Here is an 18,068-nt window from a genome sequence, read left to right as displayed (position 1 = left end):
CATGATCAAACTTTACGGCAGACGCAGCTCGATCAATGTTCAAAAAGTGCTCTGGTGTCTTGGCGAACTCGGACTGGAAGAGGGAAGAGACTTTGAACGGATCGACGCGGGCTTGCACTTCGGCGTGACCACTACGCCCGAATTCCTGGCGATGAATCCCAACGGCCTCGTGCCGACGCTCGTGGACGGCGACTCCGTGCTGTGGGAGTCCAATACGATCGTCCGCTATCTGGCGGCGTCGCGGGGCAATGAGCACCTGTTGCCAATGGAGCCGGCAATGCGCGCGGGCATCGAGAAGTGGATGGATTGGCAACTCGGCACGTTATGGGCAACATTGCGCGTTGCGTTTCTCGGATTGACGCGTACGCCTGAAAACGAGCGCAACTATGAATCAATCCGCCATTCACACCGGCAAGCGGCACGTCTGCTCGGTATCGTCGATACCACCCTGCAAAAGCAGCCGTACCTTGCGCTGGATCGTTTCACCGTTGCCGATATCGGCGTCGCGCTTGCCGCGCAGCGCTGGTTCATGCTGGCCGAAAAATTCCTCGAGCGGGTCGATGCGTCCGTAACCCTGCCCACCGTGCAAAAGTGGCTCGCAACAGTGACGCAACGTTCCGGTTACGTCGCAGCGAAAATCGGCGAATAGGTCTTTTAGCCGCTATTTGATTCGCCCTTTGCTGGGCACTGCTGCATCGCGCTCCGTCCCGCATGCGCTGCGCAGGACGGAGCGTGTCTGCCTCACACTGACGCCCGCTGTATTGGCGACCGTATGCGCGGGCGCTCTTTTTCTATCCTCCCTCGTTTTTCGTGATCGTGAACGCGTCTTAGGTCGCATTGAACGCGCGACTCAACTCGCTCCCGGGCAATTTGCGCGCGGTGTGCCGCAAGCCTTTGGCAATCCCCGAGTAAGCCAACCAATCCTCCGCAGCACGGCCGCAGCGACCTTTCGCTTCGCGCTTTGCAGGGCTGCCGTGCAAAGCCCTAACTCGTCAACCACCGTTTTAAGCCTCCCGTCCGCGCGGAAATCTCGCGCACAGGGAGGTAAAACCCTGATATGTAAAATGTTGACAGTTATCACGACAAGATCGAAACTCCATCCCGACGAACAAGATTACTTACGGAAAGGCGCTCACTCCCGCGTTGGGCCGTCTCGAAATCTTACGTAGGTCGCCTGGCGATCTTGAGGGCATCAATGCTTTGAACGAAGCACGAAGTCGCGGTAGCTGAAAAATAAAGCCTTGCAAAAAGGTATGCCTCGGCATCTTTAAATGAAGTCATCAATTAGGATCCCAAAGTGAAACCAGCTCGATATCGGCAAATGGTTTGCGCGTCTGTTCTTGCGGCAATCGGCGGCGCTGCGCATGCTCAAAGCAGCGTGACGTTGTACGGAGTGCTTGATGAAGGTCTTAGCTGGGTGAACAACGCTGCCAATGCCAGCGGTGGAAGTTCACGCCTGCTCAAGCTCGACGACGGCATCGATGACGGCAACCGCTTTGGCTTCAAGGGTGCGGAAGATCTTGGCGCTGGCTACAAGGCCATCTTCACGTTGGAGAGTGGCTTCGGTCTGGGCGACGGTACGATCAGCCAGGGCGGTGCGCTGTTCGGCCGCCAGGCGTTCGTGGGAATCAGCAAGACCGATGTGGGTTCATTCACCATGGGCCGGCAATATCCGTTCTCGCATGATTACCTGAACCGGTATTCGACAGGCGGTTTGGGCCCGGGCAATGCGTACACGTATCACATCGATACGCTCGACTTGTTGACGTCGGTGCGTCTGGACAACTCCGTCAAGTTCGACAGCGTGCGCATGTACGGCCTCAAGGTCGGTGCCATGTATGCGTTCTCGAACCAGGCGGGCGAGTTCGGCGGCGAAGCCGGGCCGGGCAACAAGAATGGCTCGTCCCGAACCTACAGCTTCGGCGCCGACTATCGTTCGGGTGCGTTCAGCATGGCCTTTGCCTACACCGACGTCAGCTACCCGCTGCAGGAAACGCCAGCACAGAAGCTGACGCTCGCGAATCTCGATCCATTGGGCGAGCGTGACTTGCGCACACTTGGAGTCGGCGCGAAGTACGACTTCGGCAAGACGCTCGCCTACGCGTTGTGGACCAATACACGCCTTGAGAATCTCGATCACAGCGCAGCCACGCTGAACATTTACGAGGGCGGGGTGGTTTATCAGGTCACCACGCCGCTTTCTGCCGCGCTCGGGTACACGCGTACCAATCTGAGAGGCTCGGCCTCCGGCACGTGGAACCAGATCAACAGCAGCCTTGACTATTCCATCAGCAAGCGGACCAGCGTTTATCTGCTGGCGATTTATCAGAAGGCGTCGGGATCCAACGAGGGTGTACCCGTGCAGGCGATGATCGGCAAGTCCACGAGCTACTTCGGAAACTCGGGCAGCGACGCTCAGAACCAGCTGGCGTTCCGGATCGGACTGCGCCATACCTTCTGATCAGACGATAGAGCGGGCTGCGGATGCTAACCGCAGCCCAGATGGTAAAGTTTTGAAGACCAAAGTGTTGACAGTTTGCAGATCACATTTTACTATTCATTCATGGATATCGACTACAGCACCTCTACCGTCACAGTCGCCAAGCTTCGCGCGTACACGCTCACCGGCGTGGTCCAGCAGGCGATCGAGCGAATGATCCTGTGCGGGGAGCTGGTGCCCGGTCAGCGTCTGAATGAAAAGGCCGTGGCCGACAAGCTGTCAGTGAGCAGGGGGCCCGTGCGCGAAGCGTGCCGCGCACTCGCAGAGTTGGGACTTGTCTATCTGATCCCCAATCGTGGCGTGTTCATCAAGAGCCTGACCAAGAGCGACGCGGTTGAGGTCTATGACTTGCGCGCCGGGCTGATCGGGTTGTCGGCGTCGCTGCTGGCTCCTATGTTGTCGACGCAAACCGCCGCAACACTAGATGGTCTGGTCGAAGAAATGGAAGGCGCCGCCGAGAAGGGCGATTTCTCGCGCTTCGATCCGGTCAATCTCGAATTTCACGACTTCATCGTTCGTTCGACGGATAACACGCGGCTCATCAAGCTTTATCGCGGCCTCGTGAAGGAGTTTCACTTGTTCCGCACGCATGGCCTGGTTCAGCGCGGCGCATTGCTTCAGTCCAATCGGGAGCACCGCGAGATCGTCGCCGCGCTCAAGGCAAGAGATGCCGAGTTGAGCTACCGGACCAGTTTTCATCACGTTGGCAAGGGTAAGGAGCGGATGCTGATCGCGCTCGATGGCCTTGCGCGGACGGCTCCAGCGCCGAGTCCGGATCTGAACCTGAACGGCCGGGTGGCATAGACACAATGTTGCAGGGGATGGCGCCGCAGCGGCCGCCTCCCAAGGAGACCAGAGGATGACAAGGGCGGCCCGATTGCGATCAGTCCAACCGTTATTTTGTTATGCGAAATGTTTTTGAATCCATACGCCCAGACGCTTTTCCGCTCTTGGGCGCCACCAGAAAGGGCTGCCAGAGGGGTTTGCCACCACTATGCTTGAACTTTCGTTAGCATGCCAAATCACTGATCGAACCCGCGCGCTGGTCGATGGCCGGGTAACGATCGGAGGCTGCAAGATCAATTTCGTTCATGGTCCAGCAGAAGAACTGTTTCAGAGAGCATTTCGCCACGAGGAGTTCGATATTTCCGAACTGTCGCTCGGCACGCACTTATTGACCACGGCGCGCGGTCAAAGCCGCTACATCGGCATTCCGGCTTTTGTGTCACGCTCGTTTCGCCACTCCGCCATTTACGTGCGCTCTGACCGTGGGATCGATTCGGCCGAGGCGCTGCGCGGCCGCAGGATCGGCGTGCCCGATTTTCAGCAGACTGCGGGTGTATGGGTGCGGGGATTTCTCGACGACGAACACGGCGTGCGCACACGCGACGTGCATTGGGTGACCGGCGGCCTCGAGCAGGCGGGACGCGAAGTGCGCATGCCGCTTAACCTGCCTGCGGACATCAAGATTGAGCCGATCGATTCGGGGACCACGCTGTCGAAGCTGCTCGATGCAGGCGATATCGATGCGATCATCGCGCCGAAACCGCCTTCGTGCTTCGGCCGTAACGAACACGTGCAGCGGCTCTTTCCCGATTTCCGGCAGGCAGAAGAAGCCTATTTTCAGAAAACCCGCCTGTTCCCGCCGATGCACACCATCGGCATCCGGCGCTCGCTGGTCGAGCAGCACCCGTGGTTGCCGGTGAACGTCTATGCCGCGTTCGTGGCGGCGCGCGACATCGCCATGAACGAGCTTACGATTACCGACACCCTGCGCGTCACCCATCCGTGGATAAATGCCGAGATCAACAAGGTCAAGGCGTTGATGGGGGACGATTACTGGCGTTACGGCGTAGAGGCGAATCGTCACGACCTGGGCTCATTGCAGCGCTACGCGAAAACCGACGGCCTGATTCAGGCAGACGTGCCGATGGACCAGCTCTTCGCCGCAAGTACGTTCGATAGCTTCAACTTCTGAAAGCAGCGCCAAGAATTCAAAACAACCTGGAGACAAGCTGATGGATAGCTCACGCAAGACAGGTAAGAAAACAAGTTCAAGGTTGCGCCGTGTGACGCTGATGTCCTGCGCAATCGTACTTTCGATGCACGCGCTGGCTACCCGCGCCGCCGATGCATGGCAGCCGACGCGGCCGATCGAGGTCATCGTGCCGAGCGCGCCGGGGGGCGGTCTCGATCTGGTCGGGCGCACGCTTCAGAGCGTGATCCAGCAGGAGAAGCTCTCGCCGAGACCCGTTACGGTGATCAACCGGCCGGGCGGCGGTGGCACGGTTGGCATCGCCTACATGAACGCCCATCCGGGCAACGGGCATTACGTCAGCGTGCAGGCGCTGCCGCTTATCACGAACAACATTACGGGCTTGAGCACGGTGGGTCTTGACGACGTCACGCCGCTCGCCGTATTCGTCACCGAGCAGGTGGTCTTCGCCTGCGCCGCCAACGGGCCGATCAAGAATGGCAAGGATCTGATCGACATGTTGCGCAAGGACCCGTCAAGCGTGAGCATGGCGGTGTCGAGCTCTCCAGGCGGTCAGAGTCACGCGGCGGCAGCGCTCATGCTGAAGGCGGCGGGAGTCGATCCGAAGAAGCTGAAGATCGTGTTCTTCGATTCGGGCGGCGAGGCGCTTACGTCCCTGATGGGCGGTCACGTGACTGCGAGCGCTACGCCCGCGGGCGTCGTGCTGGGACCGTCGCAGGCGGGGCGCGTACGATTGATCGGTATACCGGCGGATAGTCGCCAACCGGGCGATCTAGCCAACGTGCCCACCTGGAAAGAGCAGGGCATCAATGTGCAATTCAGCACCTGGCGCGTGCTGGTCGGCCCGAAAGGCATGACACCGGCCGAGATCGCCTGGTGGGACAGCGTGCTGCAGAAGGCGACCGCGTCGCCTGAATGGGCCGCCGCCATCAAGCGCAATCTCTGGACCGCTGACTACCAGAACAGCGCCCAGACTAAGGTATTCCTGAGTGGCGAGAAAGCCCGTCTCACACCGCTTCTGACTGAACTGGGCCTCGCCAAGTAGCAAGAAAGCAGTGCAAGAGCAGTACCTGTGGCTTCGACAGACTCCGCTTCAAGTTTTTCCAGTTCCTTTTCTCACCCCGCAACCAACGACATGGAGATACATATGTCACGCATCGTCCACCTCGCCGTCAAGGTCAACGATCTCGAAGAGGCGACCAAGTTCTACACCGAAGTCTTTGGTTTCAAGGAAGTCAAGACAGGCCGCAACCGCGAGCACATCTCCCGCCACATGACAGACGGCCACATCGACTTCACGTTGATGAAATACGACAGCGAAGACTCGCATGAAGCGACCATTGCCGGAGAAGGCCCGCGTCTGCATCACTGGGGCGTGACGGTCGAGGATCAGGAAGCGGCTGCCGAGAAGATCGTTCAATACGGCGGCGAAATCCTGTCGGCTAAAGGCGAAGGCGCGCTCAAGTTCCGCGCACCGGACGGCACGATCGCTGAAGTGGTGAAGCCGGGCCGCTACAACGAAAAGTAAAAAGACTATAACTGGACGGCCGCACTCGATGCGCGGCCGATCCTGTCTGACCAGCGCCGCCCATGTAGGGTGTGCGCTGACGCATCCGCCAAGCAGAGCGCCTATGCAGCGCCTTCGAAAGGCTCCCGGCCCGCGTTTCAGGCACGGACCGCTGCAGGGTATTCAGGAGGAGACATGAAGAGTATTAAGGGTGACGTGCAGCTTGCCATCGGCGTCATCGTCGTTGCCTTGGTGTACCTGTACATGGACATGCGGCTGCCGGAAATGCGCCTGGGCGATCCGCTCGGACCCAAGGCCTTTCCCGCGCTGGTGGGCGTTGGCCTGATCTCAGCGGCCTTGTTGCTGCTGCTCGAGCATCGCAGCAAAATGCGGGCGCCGCCGCATGCGGTGGCCAAGCCGAGCGCCGACGAACCTGGCACGAACGCCTCCGGCGACGCACCAAAACACAATCCGCTGATCCTCGTTGGTATGGTCGTCTGGACGGCGTTCTACTACGTGTGCTTCGAACGCGTGGGCTATCTCATTGCCACGTCGGTATTTCTGTTCGGCCTCCTGAGCTATTTCAACCGCGAGCGGCACAAAACCAATATTGCGGTCGCGCTCGGTTTCACGCTCGTCTTCGATCTGCTCTTCTCCCTGGTACTCGGCGTCCCCATGCCGGCCGGCTTGTTATCCATCTGACGCGGGAGCGCCCACCATGATCGAAAGTTTGCACGGGATCTTGCATGGACTGGCCGTCGCCGTTCAGCCGACCCACCTTCTCTATACGTTGATCGGCGTGTTCATCGGCACGATGATCAGCCACCTGCCGGGCATTGGCCCGTCAGCAGGCATTGCGCTGCTGATTCCGGTTACCTTCGGAATGGACCCGATCACCGCCTTGATGATGCTCACCGGCATCTATTACGGCTGTATGTACGGCGGCGCGGTCACGGCCATTTTGCTGAATACTCCGGGCGACGCCGCTGCCGTGATGACCGTCCTGGACGGCTACCCCATGGCGCGAAAAGGGCGGGCCGCCGCCGCGCTCGCGATTGCCGGCGTGAGTTCGTTCATGGCCGGCATGATTGGTGTCACCTGCTTGTCCTTCGTCGCCGTGCCGCTCGCGGCGGTTGCGCTGCACTTTGGTCCGACCGAGTACTTTGCGTTGATCTTCTTTGCGCTCTCGACTGTCAGCGCGCTCAACGGTAATTCGCTGGCAAAAGGGATGATCGCCGTTTTCCTGGGTCTCGGGCTTGCCACGGTCGGTATCGACCTGCAAAGCGGAGTGCCACGCTTCACCATGGGCCTCACGCAATTGCAGGATCGCGTCAGTTTCCTCGTGGTGGTGGTGGGGCTCTTCGCCATCGCCGAAGTGAGCCGGATGGTGGAAGGCACCCTTGGCGGTACGCTGCATTCAGTCAAAGTGGAAGGCAAGCTCTGGTTCACCAAACAGGAATGGCGGCGCGCGCGTCCGGCGGCGCTTCGGGGCACGGTGGTCGGATTCCTGTGCGGCGCCGCGCCTGGATTGGGCGGGACGATCGCAGCCATGCTGGCCTATGTCCTGGAGAAGAAAGTCTCCAAACATCCCGAGGAATTCGGGAAGGGCGCGGTGGAAGGCATTGCCGCGCCGGAGGCGGCCACCAACGCCGACACCTGCGGCGCCTTCGTTCACCTGCTGGCGCTCGGCGTGCCGGGATCCGGGGCCACGGCGGTCATCATGGGCGCGTTCATCATGTATGGTATCCAGCCCGGGCCGATGCTGTTCCACACGCAACCTGACCTGGTGTGGGGCCTGATCGCCAGCATGTACATGGGCAACATCATGCTGCTGGTGCTGAACCTGCCACTCGTGGGGATTTTGTCGAAAATCCTGTATGTGCCGCCTGGCGTTCTGCTGTGCCTGATTCTCGGGATTGCCTCCGCTGGCGTGTACTCGTTCAACAACGACGCTTTCGACCTGTACCTCGCGCTCGGCTTCGGCGTGGTCGGCTATATCTTCCGTAAGCTCGACATACCCAAGGCGCCGTTGCTGTTCGGCCTGATCCTCGGTCACACGCTCGAGCAATCGTTTCGCCAGGCGCTGACCATCTCGAACGGCGATCCAACGGTCTTCTTCCGCAGCCCGATTGCCGCCGGATTGCTGTGCTGCGCGGCGATCATGGTGGGCGCGTCGGTCTGGAGAAAGCGCCGCCCGGTGCAGGAACTGCAGCAGGCCGAGGAACGCATTGCTGAGCAAAGGCTCGCCGAAGAGCGACGCTGAACCTGGGAGCCATGTCCGAACGCGACGCCGGACACGATATACCGGCGTGCTTTACCTAAGGCGGCGCAAGTTGAACTCCGAGGCTTCGGGGAACCGAAGCCTCGGAGCCGTTATCGAGTAGAGCAGGCTGCCGTGCGCATTGGAAGCCGTCGTTCCCGCGAACGCCGAACCTAAATTTCTTTTCATGTTTATGAGGGCATTGAATCGCAACCGAACCGGTATGCTGATTTCATCGTCTTGAGCCGGGTTTCGTAGCCGGCGACAGGGCGCTCGATCTCGACCAATCTGTTGTGGAGCCTCATCGTGAAACACTTTTACACCATGCTAACAGTCTCGATTTTGGCCTCAGCAAGCAACTTCGCTTTTGCCGCCGAGCCGCATCTCACGCCGGCCGAGTGCCAAAAATATCCCTTCGCGCCGCTTACGCAGCCGGTGACGCACAAGAAGCTGCAGCGCGAACTCGGAGAACTTGAAGCGGCTGGTTACCATCCGGGCGGTGACGATGGCAGTTACCCGCATCACCTCGAAAAGGCCAAGGCTGCATTGCAGAGCGAGTATCAGAACGATTGCGCCGCGCCGACGGTCGCATCGAATGCGCACTGAACGCCGTGATCCGGCGATGTCTGTCGCCGATCCCGACGCGTGCGGCTGGCTATCTGCCGGCTTCGTATGCCTTTGAACCACAATGGCCACACGCATACTCACTATCGAGGACGACCCGCTCACCGCGCAGCAGATCACGGGCGAGCTGACCGCGAGTGGCTTCGAAGTCGATTGGATCGATAACGGCACGGACGGGCTCGCGCGCGCGCTCGGTGGCGACTTCAATCTGATCATGCTGGACAGGATGCTGCCTGGGCTCGACGGCCTGACTATCCTCACCACGTTGCGCACGGTTGGGGTCGAGACGCCCGTGCTGATGCTAAGCGCCCTCGGAGACGTGGATGAGCGCATTCGTGGTCTGCGCGCGGGCGGCGACGACTACCTGACCAAGCCGTTCGATCCCAATGAACTGGTTGCGCGGCTCGAAGTGCTGCTGCGCCGCGGCCGTGGAACGGCGGCGCCCGATGTCACCACGCTGCGCAGCGGACCACTGGCGGTAGATCTGATCGCGCGCAAGGTGACGCGCGACGGCGTGGAAGTCGCGCTGCTGCCGACCGAATACAAGATCCTCGAATTCATGGTGCGCCACAGCGGGCAAACCATCACGCGAACCATGCTCTTCGAGGAGGTCTGGGGTTATCACTTCGATCCCGGCACCAACTTGATCGACGTTCACATGGGCCGGCTGCGCAAAAAAATCGATCCTCCCGGCGTCGAGGCGATCATCCAGACGGTGCGAGGTTCGGGTTACATCCTCCGCTAGAAAACGCCACATGGAAGTATCGTGATCAACTCATTGCACCGGACGCTGCCCGTCAACCTCGGGCGCGGCTGGCACACCACGACCTTCCGCTGGCTCGCGGTCTACGCGGTGATCTTCGCGCTGGCGGTGCTGGTGCTGATTGGTTTTATCGGCTGGTCGGTGACAACGCGCATGGAGATCGACACCGACTCCCTGTTGCACTGGCAGATGGTTTCCTTCGAATCCATCCCCGACCGTGAATTGCCGAGCGCAATCCAGCGCCGGGTGGAGCAGGAGCGCCTGCATAACAGTTACTTCGGCCTCTTCGCCGCCAACGGCGCGCATCTGGCCGGTGACATCCTGACAATGCCGGACGGCCTCGCGGTGGTGCAAAGCGGCATGGGCGGCAAGGCGACCGGCACAACCCTCGTGCGCAGCGTCGCGGTCATGGGCAGAGCACACCTGCCGGTCATCCGGGCAATTGCCCAGGCACGTCCTGACGGCTCGCGTATTGTTATCGCGCGCGACTTGCGCGGCGTGCTGTCGCTCCGTGACGCCACGCTGAATGCGCTGGTTGGCGGCGGAGTGATCCTCCTCTTCGTGAGCATCGGCGCCGGTTTGTTGCTGAGCGTGCGGCAGATGCGGCGCGTGCACGACATTCATCGCGTGACGGTGCGTATTGCGCAGGGCGACCTGAACCAGCGCCTGCCAATAGGCGGGCGCGACGAACTCGACATGCTCGCGCATCTCGTCAATCACATGCTCGATGAAATCGAGCGGCTGATGGACGAAGTAAAAGGGGCGTGCGATGGCATTGCGCACGACCTTCGCACGCCGCTCGCACATATCCGCACGCTGCTTGGCAACGCTGCGCAACGCAGTCACACGATGGCCGACGAAGCCAGCGCGCAGTTGATCGAACAGGCGCGTCGCGAGACCGACATGCTGCTTGAACGTTTCCGTGCGATGCTGCGCATCTCCGAGATCAGCGGGCTCAAGCGTCGCAGCGGGTTCGCGCAGGTGGATCTGACTGCGCTCGTGAAAGAAATGTGCGAACTGTACGAACCGCTTGCTGAAGATGGTGGGGTGAATCTCGTGACGCATCTCGACGCTATGCCGGCCATTCATGGCGATCGGTCGCTGCTGTTCGAAGCGTTCAGCAACCTGCTCGACAACGCCATCAAGTTTTCGCCGGAGGGCGGCATGGTACGCGTTACGCTGACAGTCCACCTTCATGGTCCGCGTTTGACCGTCACGGACAACGGACCCGGTATCCCCGAACACGAGCGCGAGGCGGTTTTGCAGCGGTTTTATCGCGGCGCCGATGCGCGCCGCGTTCTGGGGTCAGGACTTGGCTTGAGCATTGTGTCGGCCGTTATGCGGTTGCACGACTTCACGCTCCACGTGGGCGCGAACGAAGAACCGGGCGGCACGGTGATGAGCGTCGAGTGCTGGCCGCATGCGCTCGACTGAACATGCGCATGCTGATTGTCAGCCCTTTGGCTTCGGACGCCGCGTATCTTTTGAAGGCGCTGCGCGAACACGCGCACAGCATTGAAACCGCGCGTGATTTCCGCGATGGCTTTCATATGGCTTCGCGCGATCGCTTCGACGCAATATATGCCGTCGTTCCGGACGCTGTATGGATCGCGCGACTCGAACGGCTGCTGCCGGCTTACGCGCAGCTGCCGGGCGCACCAGTGATCGTCGTGTTGCTCGCGGCGGCGAATGCGGCTGAGCGCGCGCGCATGTTGCGTGGCGGTGCCGACGCGTGTTTCGTGCAGCCATACTCGTTCGTCGAAATCCAGGAGCGAATAAAAGGGCTGCGGCGTGTGACGCCGCAGGCAAGTGCAGGCAACGGCGGCAACATGCCGCTTCTCTTTTGGCTCGATGCAACAGCGCACGAAGGCATGGAGGGCGGCCGGCGCGTACCGTTGACGCGGCGCGAGTTCCTGCTGCTTGAATGTCTGATGCGCGAACCCAACCTACCGGTCGCGCGGGATCGGGTGATCCGCTACGCATGGCCGGATACCGAAACGGTCGATCCGTCGAACGTCAACCTCGTGGTGTCGCGTTTGCGTCGCAAGTTTGCGAGGCATGCGATCACCGCGCAGATCGAGACGGTCGACCGATTCGGATATCGGATCGTCGTGGCTTGATACGACGCGTATCAGCCGCCGCCGCTAATTCGCATGCTTTCTGATCCAGCCATCCAGAAACTTCGCCGACTCGAGGCTGTTCTTTTCGAGCATCACGAAATGCCCGTTTCCGTGCTGTCCCACATCGGGTAGGCGGATGAAATCAACCGTGACACCTGCCTGACGCAAAAACGCGGTGGTGCACGCGTCGAATGGCACGTGATAGGACGCAGCGCTGCCAAGCATGAGAATCGGAACTCGTGACAGGTTTCGCAAAGCGTGTACGGGCGAGTTCTGCAGCCAGCATCTTACGGTGTTCGGACTATCTGCATCTTTCTGAAGCACGGGGTGCAAGTCATCCACGCTGCTGACGGGCGGATCATAATTCAGTGGCGTTACGGTCACGCCGAACGGGCGCGCAACCTTCGACTCGTAAACAAAGGGATCCTGTTTTCCGGTATCGACAACGTTGTAAAACGGTGGTCCACTGCTTTCCACAGCAATGACAGCCTTTATCTTTTCGGGTCGATCATTCGCTGCACCCCAGCCGATGGGTCCCGACTGGGAATGGGTAACAAGAACGACCGGTCCAATTTCATCGACAAGCGCGTCGATTGCAGATCGGTTGAGTTGTTCGTTTTTGGCCAGATCGACCATATCCTCGACCTGAGATGAAAAGAATTGATCAAAGGCTTCATCGCCCGGATGTCCCGAGCCTGGCCATTGATCATGCCGGGATGCCTGTGGATAGAGCGGCGCATCTTGAGGCCTTGAAAACCACTTCATAGAATAGGCGGTATCGGGTTTTCGTGTGGGACCGTATGAATCGGCAAAATACCCTGAGCGTCCACGTCCCACCTGATCGACCACATACACCGCATAACCCTTGCTTAGAAAATAAGTGGCCCAACCCTCCCTGCCATCGGGCGTCTCATAGAACCCTGCTCCCGTTTGACCTCCGCCATGAATCATAAGGAGAGGATATTTATGGGTTTGATGGGCCGGAATCTGATACTGCACGTACATCTGGCCGTGCATCCGCTCTCCCTGATCGGACTGGGTATAGGTGCCGGGCACAAAGAAGTTTCCTTCGCTCGCTATCGAAATGGGGCCGCCCGAGATTTTCACCGGTGTGTAAGGCGCTCCCAGAGCATTTTTGCCAACTGATAAAACAGTAAGACTGGCGGCAAAAATAGTGATCGCGACAGATTTGCTGATGAATCGCACTTGGATTTCCTCAAAATAAATTTTGGTTTTGTGGGGCGCTCAGTCCGCGCATTTGAATACCCGAAGATCCATCTTGTCTAGAAGAAGTGGCGTAGCCCAACACGGAACGCCAGTTGATCCGCGGCGCCTTTCCCTGAAATACCAACATACGACGTGTTGTTTCCAAGCTGCGCCTGAACGGGAACACCATTGTTTGCTCCTGACGCTTTCTGATAAACCGCCAGGATATAAACATCGGTACTTTTACTTAGATAGTAATCCAAACTACTATTGACCTGATTCCACTTTCCCTGTGCGCCACCGTCAAGCTTGGTATGCGTAAATCCAATCGCGCCAAAAAGATCAGGCCTGAACGTCTGTATGAAGCCGCCTTCGTAGATGTTGACCGTCGACGTGGGGCCGGTGATGGCCTGAAGGGCGGTATTGGTCCACAGCGCATAGACCGCGGTTTTGACAAACCTGTATTTGGACCCGACACCCAGTGTGCGCAGATCCCGTGTTCCTTTCGGATTCAACGTGACGTTGGCCATGCTGACGGCCATCGCGGGCGTTGCCGCGGTCGGATACGTATAGTCGGAATACGCAAAGCCCGCACTGAATGGCCCGCTCTCATAGTTTGCGCCAAAGCTGTACGCCCGTTGCGATCCTCCGACTGAGGCCGTGGCAGGCGAGCCGGCGAACGCGCCGGCTTGGTTGGAGAATCCATACATGGCCCCGAACGTGAAACCCCGAAAATCCGCACTGCTAAACTTGATCGAGTTGTTCAGTTCACCGCCGTTCAATTGATCGAGCGTGTTGATGTGCCATGCAAAGCCAGCCGCCGCAGTTTGGCCCCCCGTTGCATAGTGATGACCGAGGTAGTCGTAAGCGAACGCGTATTGCCGGCCGAACGTCAGCTGCCCGACATCTTCCCTGGACAGCCCGACAAAAGCCTGTCTGCCGAAAAGCGCACCGCCTTGTGCTGCTATGCCGGTGCCAACGCTGAAGCCATTTTCAAGCGTGAAGATCGCCTTCAGGCCTCCACCGAGATCTTCAACGCCACGAAACCCAAAGCGGGATGCCGAGGCTACGCTGTCGGCAAGTTTGAACGTAGCGCTGTGCCCCGTTGAGGTCGCTGAGTTATTGACATAGGTGAAGCCTTCATCAACGATTCCATAGATCGTCATGCTGCTTTGGGAATGTGCGGCTCCTGACAGGCAGAGGAGCAAGAGACATCCAGCCTGCGACTTTTTCAATTTAGGTCTCCTATACAACGACATTATTTTTTGTGTATTGGATTGATCACGGACCTGAAATCTCGCAGCCTCCAAGTTCTGCGAGCGCTTCCGTTGCCTGGCGCTACGATGGGCTCGCCAGTGGATCGTCTAACAGTCGGGAGGTCGTTAGACCGTCGCGCGCTGAGCAAACAGTCGTAGTTGTCCGGCTATCGACACTTGCGGTGCAAATTTCCCAATAGTTGAATTTATAGGTCCGCATCGAAATAATGTCAACATTTAACAGGTGATGGATAATACCTACGTGTCATAGGAACTTTGATCAGATGGATAGCGGCAAGCATTGGCGCGTTTCGCAAGTGGGTGGATGCTCGCCGTGACCACCAAGAAGGCAATGTTGTTTTGACGCGGAAGAGCAGTAGGGTGCGCTAGCGGTGACTTTATCCGCTCGCTTTTTACCCACGAGATCAAGCAAGTGCGGCGAGCCTAATTCAGTTCGATGTATCCGCGCGCAGCGTCGCTCGGTATGCGCACCGGTAGTCGTAGAAGAGCGCTTGATATCCCCGGACCGCTTGAAGCGCGAAAAACAAAAAACCCCGAGAGCCAGAAGCTTCACGGGGTTCTTCGATATTTCCTGACTGCCTGAATCTTTGGTGCCCAAGAGAGGACTCGAACCTCCACACCTTGCGGCGCATGGACCTGAACCATGTGCGTCTACCAATTCCGCCACCTGGGCCAAGCGGTACAGCGAAGACAGGTATTTTAGCGAACCATCCTGCGCTGTCAATGGGCGCGTGAGAAATAACGGCTCTTGCGCAGTCGAAAGCTCAAGCGACGCCAACCGGCACGCGCCGCGCCAACGCGCACATCAACTCATATCCAATGGTTCCCGCGCTGCTCGCCACATCGTCTATGCGGATCTGCCTGCCCCATAACTCCACCTGCGAACCCACGTGTGCGCCGGGAACAGGGGAGAGATCCACTGTGAGCATATCCATCGATATCCGTCCGACCACGCGTGTCTTAACGCCGTCCACGGCGATCGGCGTGCCTGTTTGCGCGTGCCTCGGATATCCGTCGGCATAACCGCACGCGACCACGCCTATGCGCATGGCATGTGACGCTGTGAACGCGCGGCCATAACCAACGGTGTCGCCTTCCTGCAGCATCTGGATGCCGATTATCGCGCTGTGCAATGTCATGGAAGCCTCGAGCGGCTCGTCGGCGATATGTTTCATCAAGCCAGTGGGCGACGCGCCATACAAAACGATCCCGGGACGCACCCAGTCGCGATGCGTGCGCGGATGCCAAAGCACCGACGCCGAGTTCGCCAGGCTGCGTTGTCCCGGCATGCCGGCGGTGACGGCGTCGAAGCGATCCATCTGCCAGTCGACTTCGCCTTCGTCGGCGTTGGCAAAATGGTTCATCAGCGTGATCTCGCCGATATTCGCGCACGCGCGTGCCTGTTCCCAGGCCGCGCGGAAGGCTTCCGGCGGGAACCCCAGCCGGTTCATGCCCGTGTTCATCTTCAAGTAGATATTGATGGGACGCGCAAGCCTGGAGTTCGAAAGCAGCGCGAGTTGTTCGTCGCAATGGACCGCCGTGGTCAGTCGGTATTGGTCTGCAACCTGCACGTCTTGCGCGGTGAAGATGCCTTCGAGCAGCAGAATCGGCTTGGTCCAGCCGAGTTCGCGCACGCGGACGGCTTCATTCAGATCAAGCAGCGCGATGCCGTCTGCCGCTTCCAACGCCGCATAAACCCGTTCGATTCCATGTCCATACGCGTCCGCTTTCACGACGCCCCAGACGCGCGCGCCGATGGCTTTTTGCTTGACGAGTTCGAGATTGTGCCTGACGGCGTTCGGATGAATTTCGGCGAAGATCGGGCGTGGCATGGCGGTGGATGATGGAAGAAACGAATAACGGCAGTGCGCTCCCACTCCGGCAAATAAGGAAAGCCGTCAGCGCGGATTCGCGTCGAACTGGATTGCACAGCCGGGTTCGGCACAGCCAAAGTTGTCACTATGCTAAAGCGCTATCAGTAGTTTTTGTTTTTTTATTAACAGGCTTGCGTAGGGGTATCGACTGGATTCGCGGTTAGGCCGCTTCAACGATTCGCCGCGCAACAATGCCTGGAATGCGCGTGAACCATCAGCAACGTTGGAGCGGGACTTGCCATACGGGGAGGGCGTCGTTTCGTGCCGTACGACGGCGATGCACGTGAGGCATCGGTCACGACTCTTTTTGCACCATCCAGCCAACGCCGCGCACGTTTTTGATGGCGTCGCTGCCAAGCTTCTTGCGCAGCGAATAAATCAGAAATTCCACCGCATTGCTTTCGACTTCTTCGTTCCAGCCGTAGATGCGGTCTTCCAGTTCAGCGCGCGCGAGAATGGCGCCGGGGCGAATCATGAGCGCTTGCAGCAGCGAAAATTCGCGTCCCGACAGGCGCGTGGTCTGGCCGTTTGCCGTGACTTCGTGAGTGGCGGGATCGAGCGATAACACGCCGTTGCTCATGAGGGGCGCTGCCTGACCTCCACGCCGGCGCACGACCGCACGCATGCGCGCGAGGACCTCGGACATCTCGAAGGGCTTCAGCACGTAGTCGTCCGCGCCGCTGTCGAGACCGCGAATGCGGTCTTCCACGGAGTCACGCGCGGTGATCACGACCAGCGGCACCAGATTTCCGCTTTCACGAACCACGCGCAGGACCTCGAGCCCATCCTTCCTTGGCAATCCGAGATCGAGCAATACGACGTCGTACACCTGCGTCTCGATGCTCGCGAGCGCCATCTTTCCGTCACGAACCCAGTCCACGCCATAGTTGGCGTCGCGGAGCGCGCCTTCAATGGCGTCGCCGATCATCACGTCGTCCTCGACCACCAATACCCTCATGTCGCACTCCGCCTGTTTTGCCCGGTCTGTTTGCAGCCACGGGTCCGGCCGGGCGCAGTAAGGATTTTGTCGCCGATCATACCCCGCAACAAGCGCAAACAAGCGCGAACCAACGCGGCGTAAAGGTAATTGCGTGCGCTGTGTCTGGCCTAAGTTTTGTCAAATAATCTTGGTAGCCCGCGTCCTGCATTCTTTTTTGGGCTTCGATTGGATAACACGGCGAACAAGGCCGAGGCACCGGCAACCCGAGAGGTCGATGCCCGTGGCGCGCTTTGGCCTGCGCGTTTTTTTGCCGAAGGCATCGACTTCACGTTTCACGCGTTTGCCGGCCTTTCGGCGCATGCGCGCCGGATACCCGCGCGCGAAGAACTTTTCTTCTGGCTGTTGCGCAACGACTGGCAACTCGTCTCCGCAATGAGCGGCCGCGACGGGCTCAGTCTTTCCGAGCGCAAACGTGTGAAAAATAGCCGCAACACCGCCGCCGGGCGGCAATTCGGCGTCCGGCGCGCGGCATTGCGCATGGTGACGTCGCGCGTGCTGTGCTGCGAGCCCGGCGAAGTCGAACTTGTAGAAACCCCGCGTGGCGTGTGTTTTGCGAGTACGCCTGACGGCATGGAAAAGCGCACGATCACTGTCGATCTTGTTTCTGCCGGCGTCTGGCTCGTGATTGCGGCGGGCATTAGCGAACTGGCCGTGGGGGTTACGGGGCCGCTTATCGACAACAGGGGCGAGCGCGGCGCGGCGCGCACGCCTTTTTCGCTGCAACACGCACAGCAGCATGCCCGCGAAATCAGTCTCGCGCGCGCATCCGGCGCAAATTCCGGCCAGCGTACCCTCGACATTCCATTGCCGGGAAACTTGCGCGGAGCCGTCACGTGCGATCCCGCCATCACAGCAATCACGGCGTTCGGCTGGCGGCGATAGCGCCTGCAAATCCGCCGACGCCTCCTTTTCTGCCAGCGAGAGCACCGGCTATCGTCCAT

General features: G+C 59.4%; 17 protein-coding genes and 1 tRNA gene. 13 read left to right on the top strand and 5 right to left on the bottom strand.

Translation table 11 applies throughout. The annotated features are described in order from the left end of the window. The first annotated feature begins 1 nt into the window (after position 1). The 12 genes from ACRWA7_RS26180 to ACRWA7_RS26125 all read left to right on the top strand — a co-directional run bounded on the left by ACRWA7_RS26180 (position 2) and on the right by ACRWA7_RS26125 (position 11,770). Entirely contained in the window at positions 2-649 is a 648-nt protein-coding gene (locus ACRWA7_RS26180; protein WP_438393198.1) for a glutathione S-transferase family protein, read from the top strand. 672 nt (positions 650-1,321) lie between these two features. Further along, positions 1,322-2,461 carry a porin gene (locus ACRWA7_RS26175; protein WP_438396786.1) on the top strand — a complete coding sequence of 380 codons (1,140 nt, stop codon included), beginning with the start codon at positions 1,322-1,324 and terminating at the stop codon, positions 2,459-2,461. Positions 2,462-2,563: 102 nt separating this feature from the next. Beyond that, positions 2,564-3,304 carry an FCD domain-containing protein gene (locus tag ACRWA7_RS26170; protein ID WP_063493202.1) on the top strand — a complete coding sequence of 247 codons (741 nt, stop codon included), beginning with the start codon at positions 2,564-2,566 and terminating at the stop codon, positions 3,302-3,304. A gap of 190 nt (positions 3,305-3,494) precedes the next feature. Continuing rightward, positions 3,495-4,478 (top strand): hypothetical protein, encoded by a 984-nt coding sequence (locus ACRWA7_RS26165; protein WP_060818897.1) that lies wholly within the window; start codon positions 3,495-3,497, stop codon positions 4,476-4,478. 40 nt (positions 4,479-4,518) lie between these two features. Beyond that, a complete protein-coding gene (locus tag ACRWA7_RS26160; RefSeq protein WP_438393196.1) occupies positions 4,519-5,541 on the top strand; it encodes a tripartite tricarboxylate transporter substrate binding protein in 1,023 nt (340 codons plus the stop codon). A gap of 102 nt (positions 5,542-5,643) precedes the next feature. Then, complete coding sequence (locus ACRWA7_RS26155) at positions 5,644-6,024, top strand: VOC family protein (protein WP_060818895.1); 381 nt, start codon at positions 5,644-5,646, stop codon at positions 6,022-6,024. 174 nt (positions 6,025-6,198) lie between these two features. Continuing rightward, entirely contained in the window at positions 6,199-6,705 is a 507-nt protein-coding gene (locus ACRWA7_RS26150; protein WP_060818893.1) for a tripartite tricarboxylate transporter TctB family protein, read from the top strand. A gap of 16 nt (positions 6,706-6,721) precedes the next feature. Beyond that, positions 6,722-8,266 (top strand): tripartite tricarboxylate transporter permease, encoded by a 1,545-nt coding sequence (locus ACRWA7_RS26145; protein WP_244164033.1) that lies wholly within the window; start codon positions 6,722-6,724, stop codon positions 8,264-8,266. Between the two features lie 303 nt (positions 8,267-8,569). Then, complete coding sequence (locus ACRWA7_RS26140) at positions 8,570-8,869, top strand: DUF4148 domain-containing protein (protein WP_438393195.1); 300 nt, start codon at positions 8,570-8,572, stop codon at positions 8,867-8,869. Positions 8,870-8,951: 82 nt separating this feature from the next. Next, positions 8,952-9,632: a response regulator transcription factor gene (locus ACRWA7_RS26135; RefSeq protein WP_060818889.1), complete on the top strand. Its 681-nt coding sequence runs from the start codon at positions 8,952-8,954 to the stop codon at positions 9,630-9,632. A gap of 21 nt (positions 9,633-9,653) precedes the next feature. Then, entirely contained in the window at positions 9,654-11,084 is a 1,431-nt protein-coding gene (locus ACRWA7_RS26130; RefSeq protein WP_438393192.1) for an ATP-binding protein, read from the top strand. 8 nt (positions 11,085-11,092) lie between these two features. After that, positions 11,093-11,770 carry a winged helix-turn-helix transcriptional regulator gene (locus tag ACRWA7_RS26125; protein ID WP_438393190.1) on the top strand — a complete coding sequence of 226 codons (678 nt, stop codon included), beginning with the start codon at positions 11,093-11,095 and terminating at the stop codon, positions 11,768-11,770. A gap of 24 nt (positions 11,771-11,794) precedes the next feature. On the opposite strand, the gene ACRWA7_RS26120 is transcribed toward ACRWA7_RS26125, so the two are convergent. From ACRWA7_RS26120 to ACRWA7_RS26100, 5 genes are all read right to left on the bottom strand, one after another. Further along, on the bottom strand, positions 11,795-12,976 hold the full coding sequence (locus tag ACRWA7_RS26120; protein ID WP_438393188.1) for an alpha/beta hydrolase: 1,182 nt from the start codon (positions 12,974-12,976) through the stop codon (positions 11,795-11,797). 77 nt (positions 12,977-13,053) lie between these two features. Then, on the bottom strand, positions 13,054-14,211 hold the full coding sequence (locus ACRWA7_RS26115; protein WP_438393187.1) for a porin: 1,158 nt from the start codon (positions 14,209-14,211) through the stop codon (positions 13,054-13,056). A 630-nt stretch (positions 14,212-14,841) separates the two neighbouring features. Continuing rightward, positions 14,842-14,926, bottom strand: a tRNA-Leu gene (locus tag ACRWA7_RS26110). 91 nt (positions 14,927-15,017) lie between these two features. Beyond that, on the bottom strand, positions 15,018-16,085 hold the full coding sequence (alr, locus tag ACRWA7_RS26105; protein WP_438393186.1) for an alanine racemase: 1,068 nt from the start codon (positions 16,083-16,085) through the stop codon (positions 15,018-15,020). Between the two features lie 337 nt (positions 16,086-16,422). Further along, positions 16,423-17,085, bottom strand: coding sequence for a response regulator transcription factor (locus ACRWA7_RS26100; protein ID WP_438393184.1), 663 nt, complete (start codon positions 17,083-17,085; stop codon positions 16,423-16,425). A 207-nt stretch (positions 17,086-17,292) separates the two neighbouring features. On the opposite strand from ACRWA7_RS26100, the gene ACRWA7_RS26095 reads away from it, so the two are divergent. Further along, positions 17,293-18,009 carry a hypothetical protein gene (locus tag ACRWA7_RS26095; RefSeq protein ID WP_438393182.1) on the top strand — a complete coding sequence of 239 codons (717 nt, stop codon included), beginning with the start codon at positions 17,293-17,295 and terminating at the stop codon, positions 18,007-18,009. Positions 18,010-18,068 lie beyond the last annotated feature (59 nt).

It is taken from the genome of Caballeronia sp. DA-9 (assembly GCF_051615025.1).
Lineage (GTDB): Bacteria > Pseudomonadota > Gammaproteobacteria > Burkholderiales > Burkholderiaceae > Caballeronia > Caballeronia sordidicola.
Note: the sequence above shows the minus strand (reverse complement) of the source record. Positions and strands in the feature narration are given on the sequence as shown.

Excerpts from the sequence above, each read along its gene's own strand:
- ACRWA7_RS26180 (WP_438393198.1), top strand. The coding sequence starts at position 2 with ATGATCAAACTTTACGGCAGACGCAGCTCGATCAATGTTCAAAAAGTG.
- ACRWA7_RS26175 (WP_438396786.1), top strand. The coding sequence starts at position 1,322 with ATGGTTTGCGCGTCTGTTCTTGCGGCAATCGGCGGCGCTGCGCATGCT.
- ACRWA7_RS26170 (WP_063493202.1), top strand. The coding sequence starts at position 2,564 with ATGGATATCGACTACAGCACCTCTACCGTCACAGTCGCCAAGCTTCGC.
- ACRWA7_RS26165 (WP_060818897.1), top strand. The coding sequence starts at position 3,495 with ATGCTTGAACTTTCGTTAGCATGCCAAATCACTGATCGAACCCGCGCG.
- ACRWA7_RS26160 (WP_438393196.1), top strand. The coding sequence starts at position 4,519 with ATGGATAGCTCACGCAAGACAGGTAAGAAAACAAGTTCAAGGTTGCGC.
- ACRWA7_RS26155 (WP_060818895.1), top strand. The coding sequence starts at position 5,644 with ATGTCACGCATCGTCCACCTCGCCGTCAAGGTCAACGATCTCGAAGAG.
- ACRWA7_RS26150 (WP_060818893.1), top strand. The coding sequence starts at position 6,199 with ATGAAGAGTATTAAGGGTGACGTGCAGCTTGCCATCGGCGTCATCGTC.
- ACRWA7_RS26145 (WP_244164033.1), top strand. The coding sequence starts at position 6,722 with ATGATCGAAAGTTTGCACGGGATCTTGCATGGACTGGCCGTCGCCGTT.
- ACRWA7_RS26135 (WP_060818889.1), top strand. The coding sequence starts at position 8,952 with ATGGCCACACGCATACTCACTATCGAGGACGACCCGCTCACCGCGCAG.
- ACRWA7_RS26125 (WP_438393190.1), top strand. The coding sequence starts at position 11,093 with ATGCTGATTGTCAGCCCTTTGGCTTCGGACGCCGCGTATCTTTTGAAG.
- alr (WP_438393186.1), bottom strand. The coding sequence starts at position 16,085 with ATGCCACGCCCGATCTTCGCCGAAATTCATCCGAACGCCGTCAGGCAC.
- ACRWA7_RS26100 (WP_438393184.1), bottom strand. The coding sequence starts at position 17,085 with ATGAGGGTATTGGTGGTCGAGGACGACGTGATGATCGGCGACGCCATT.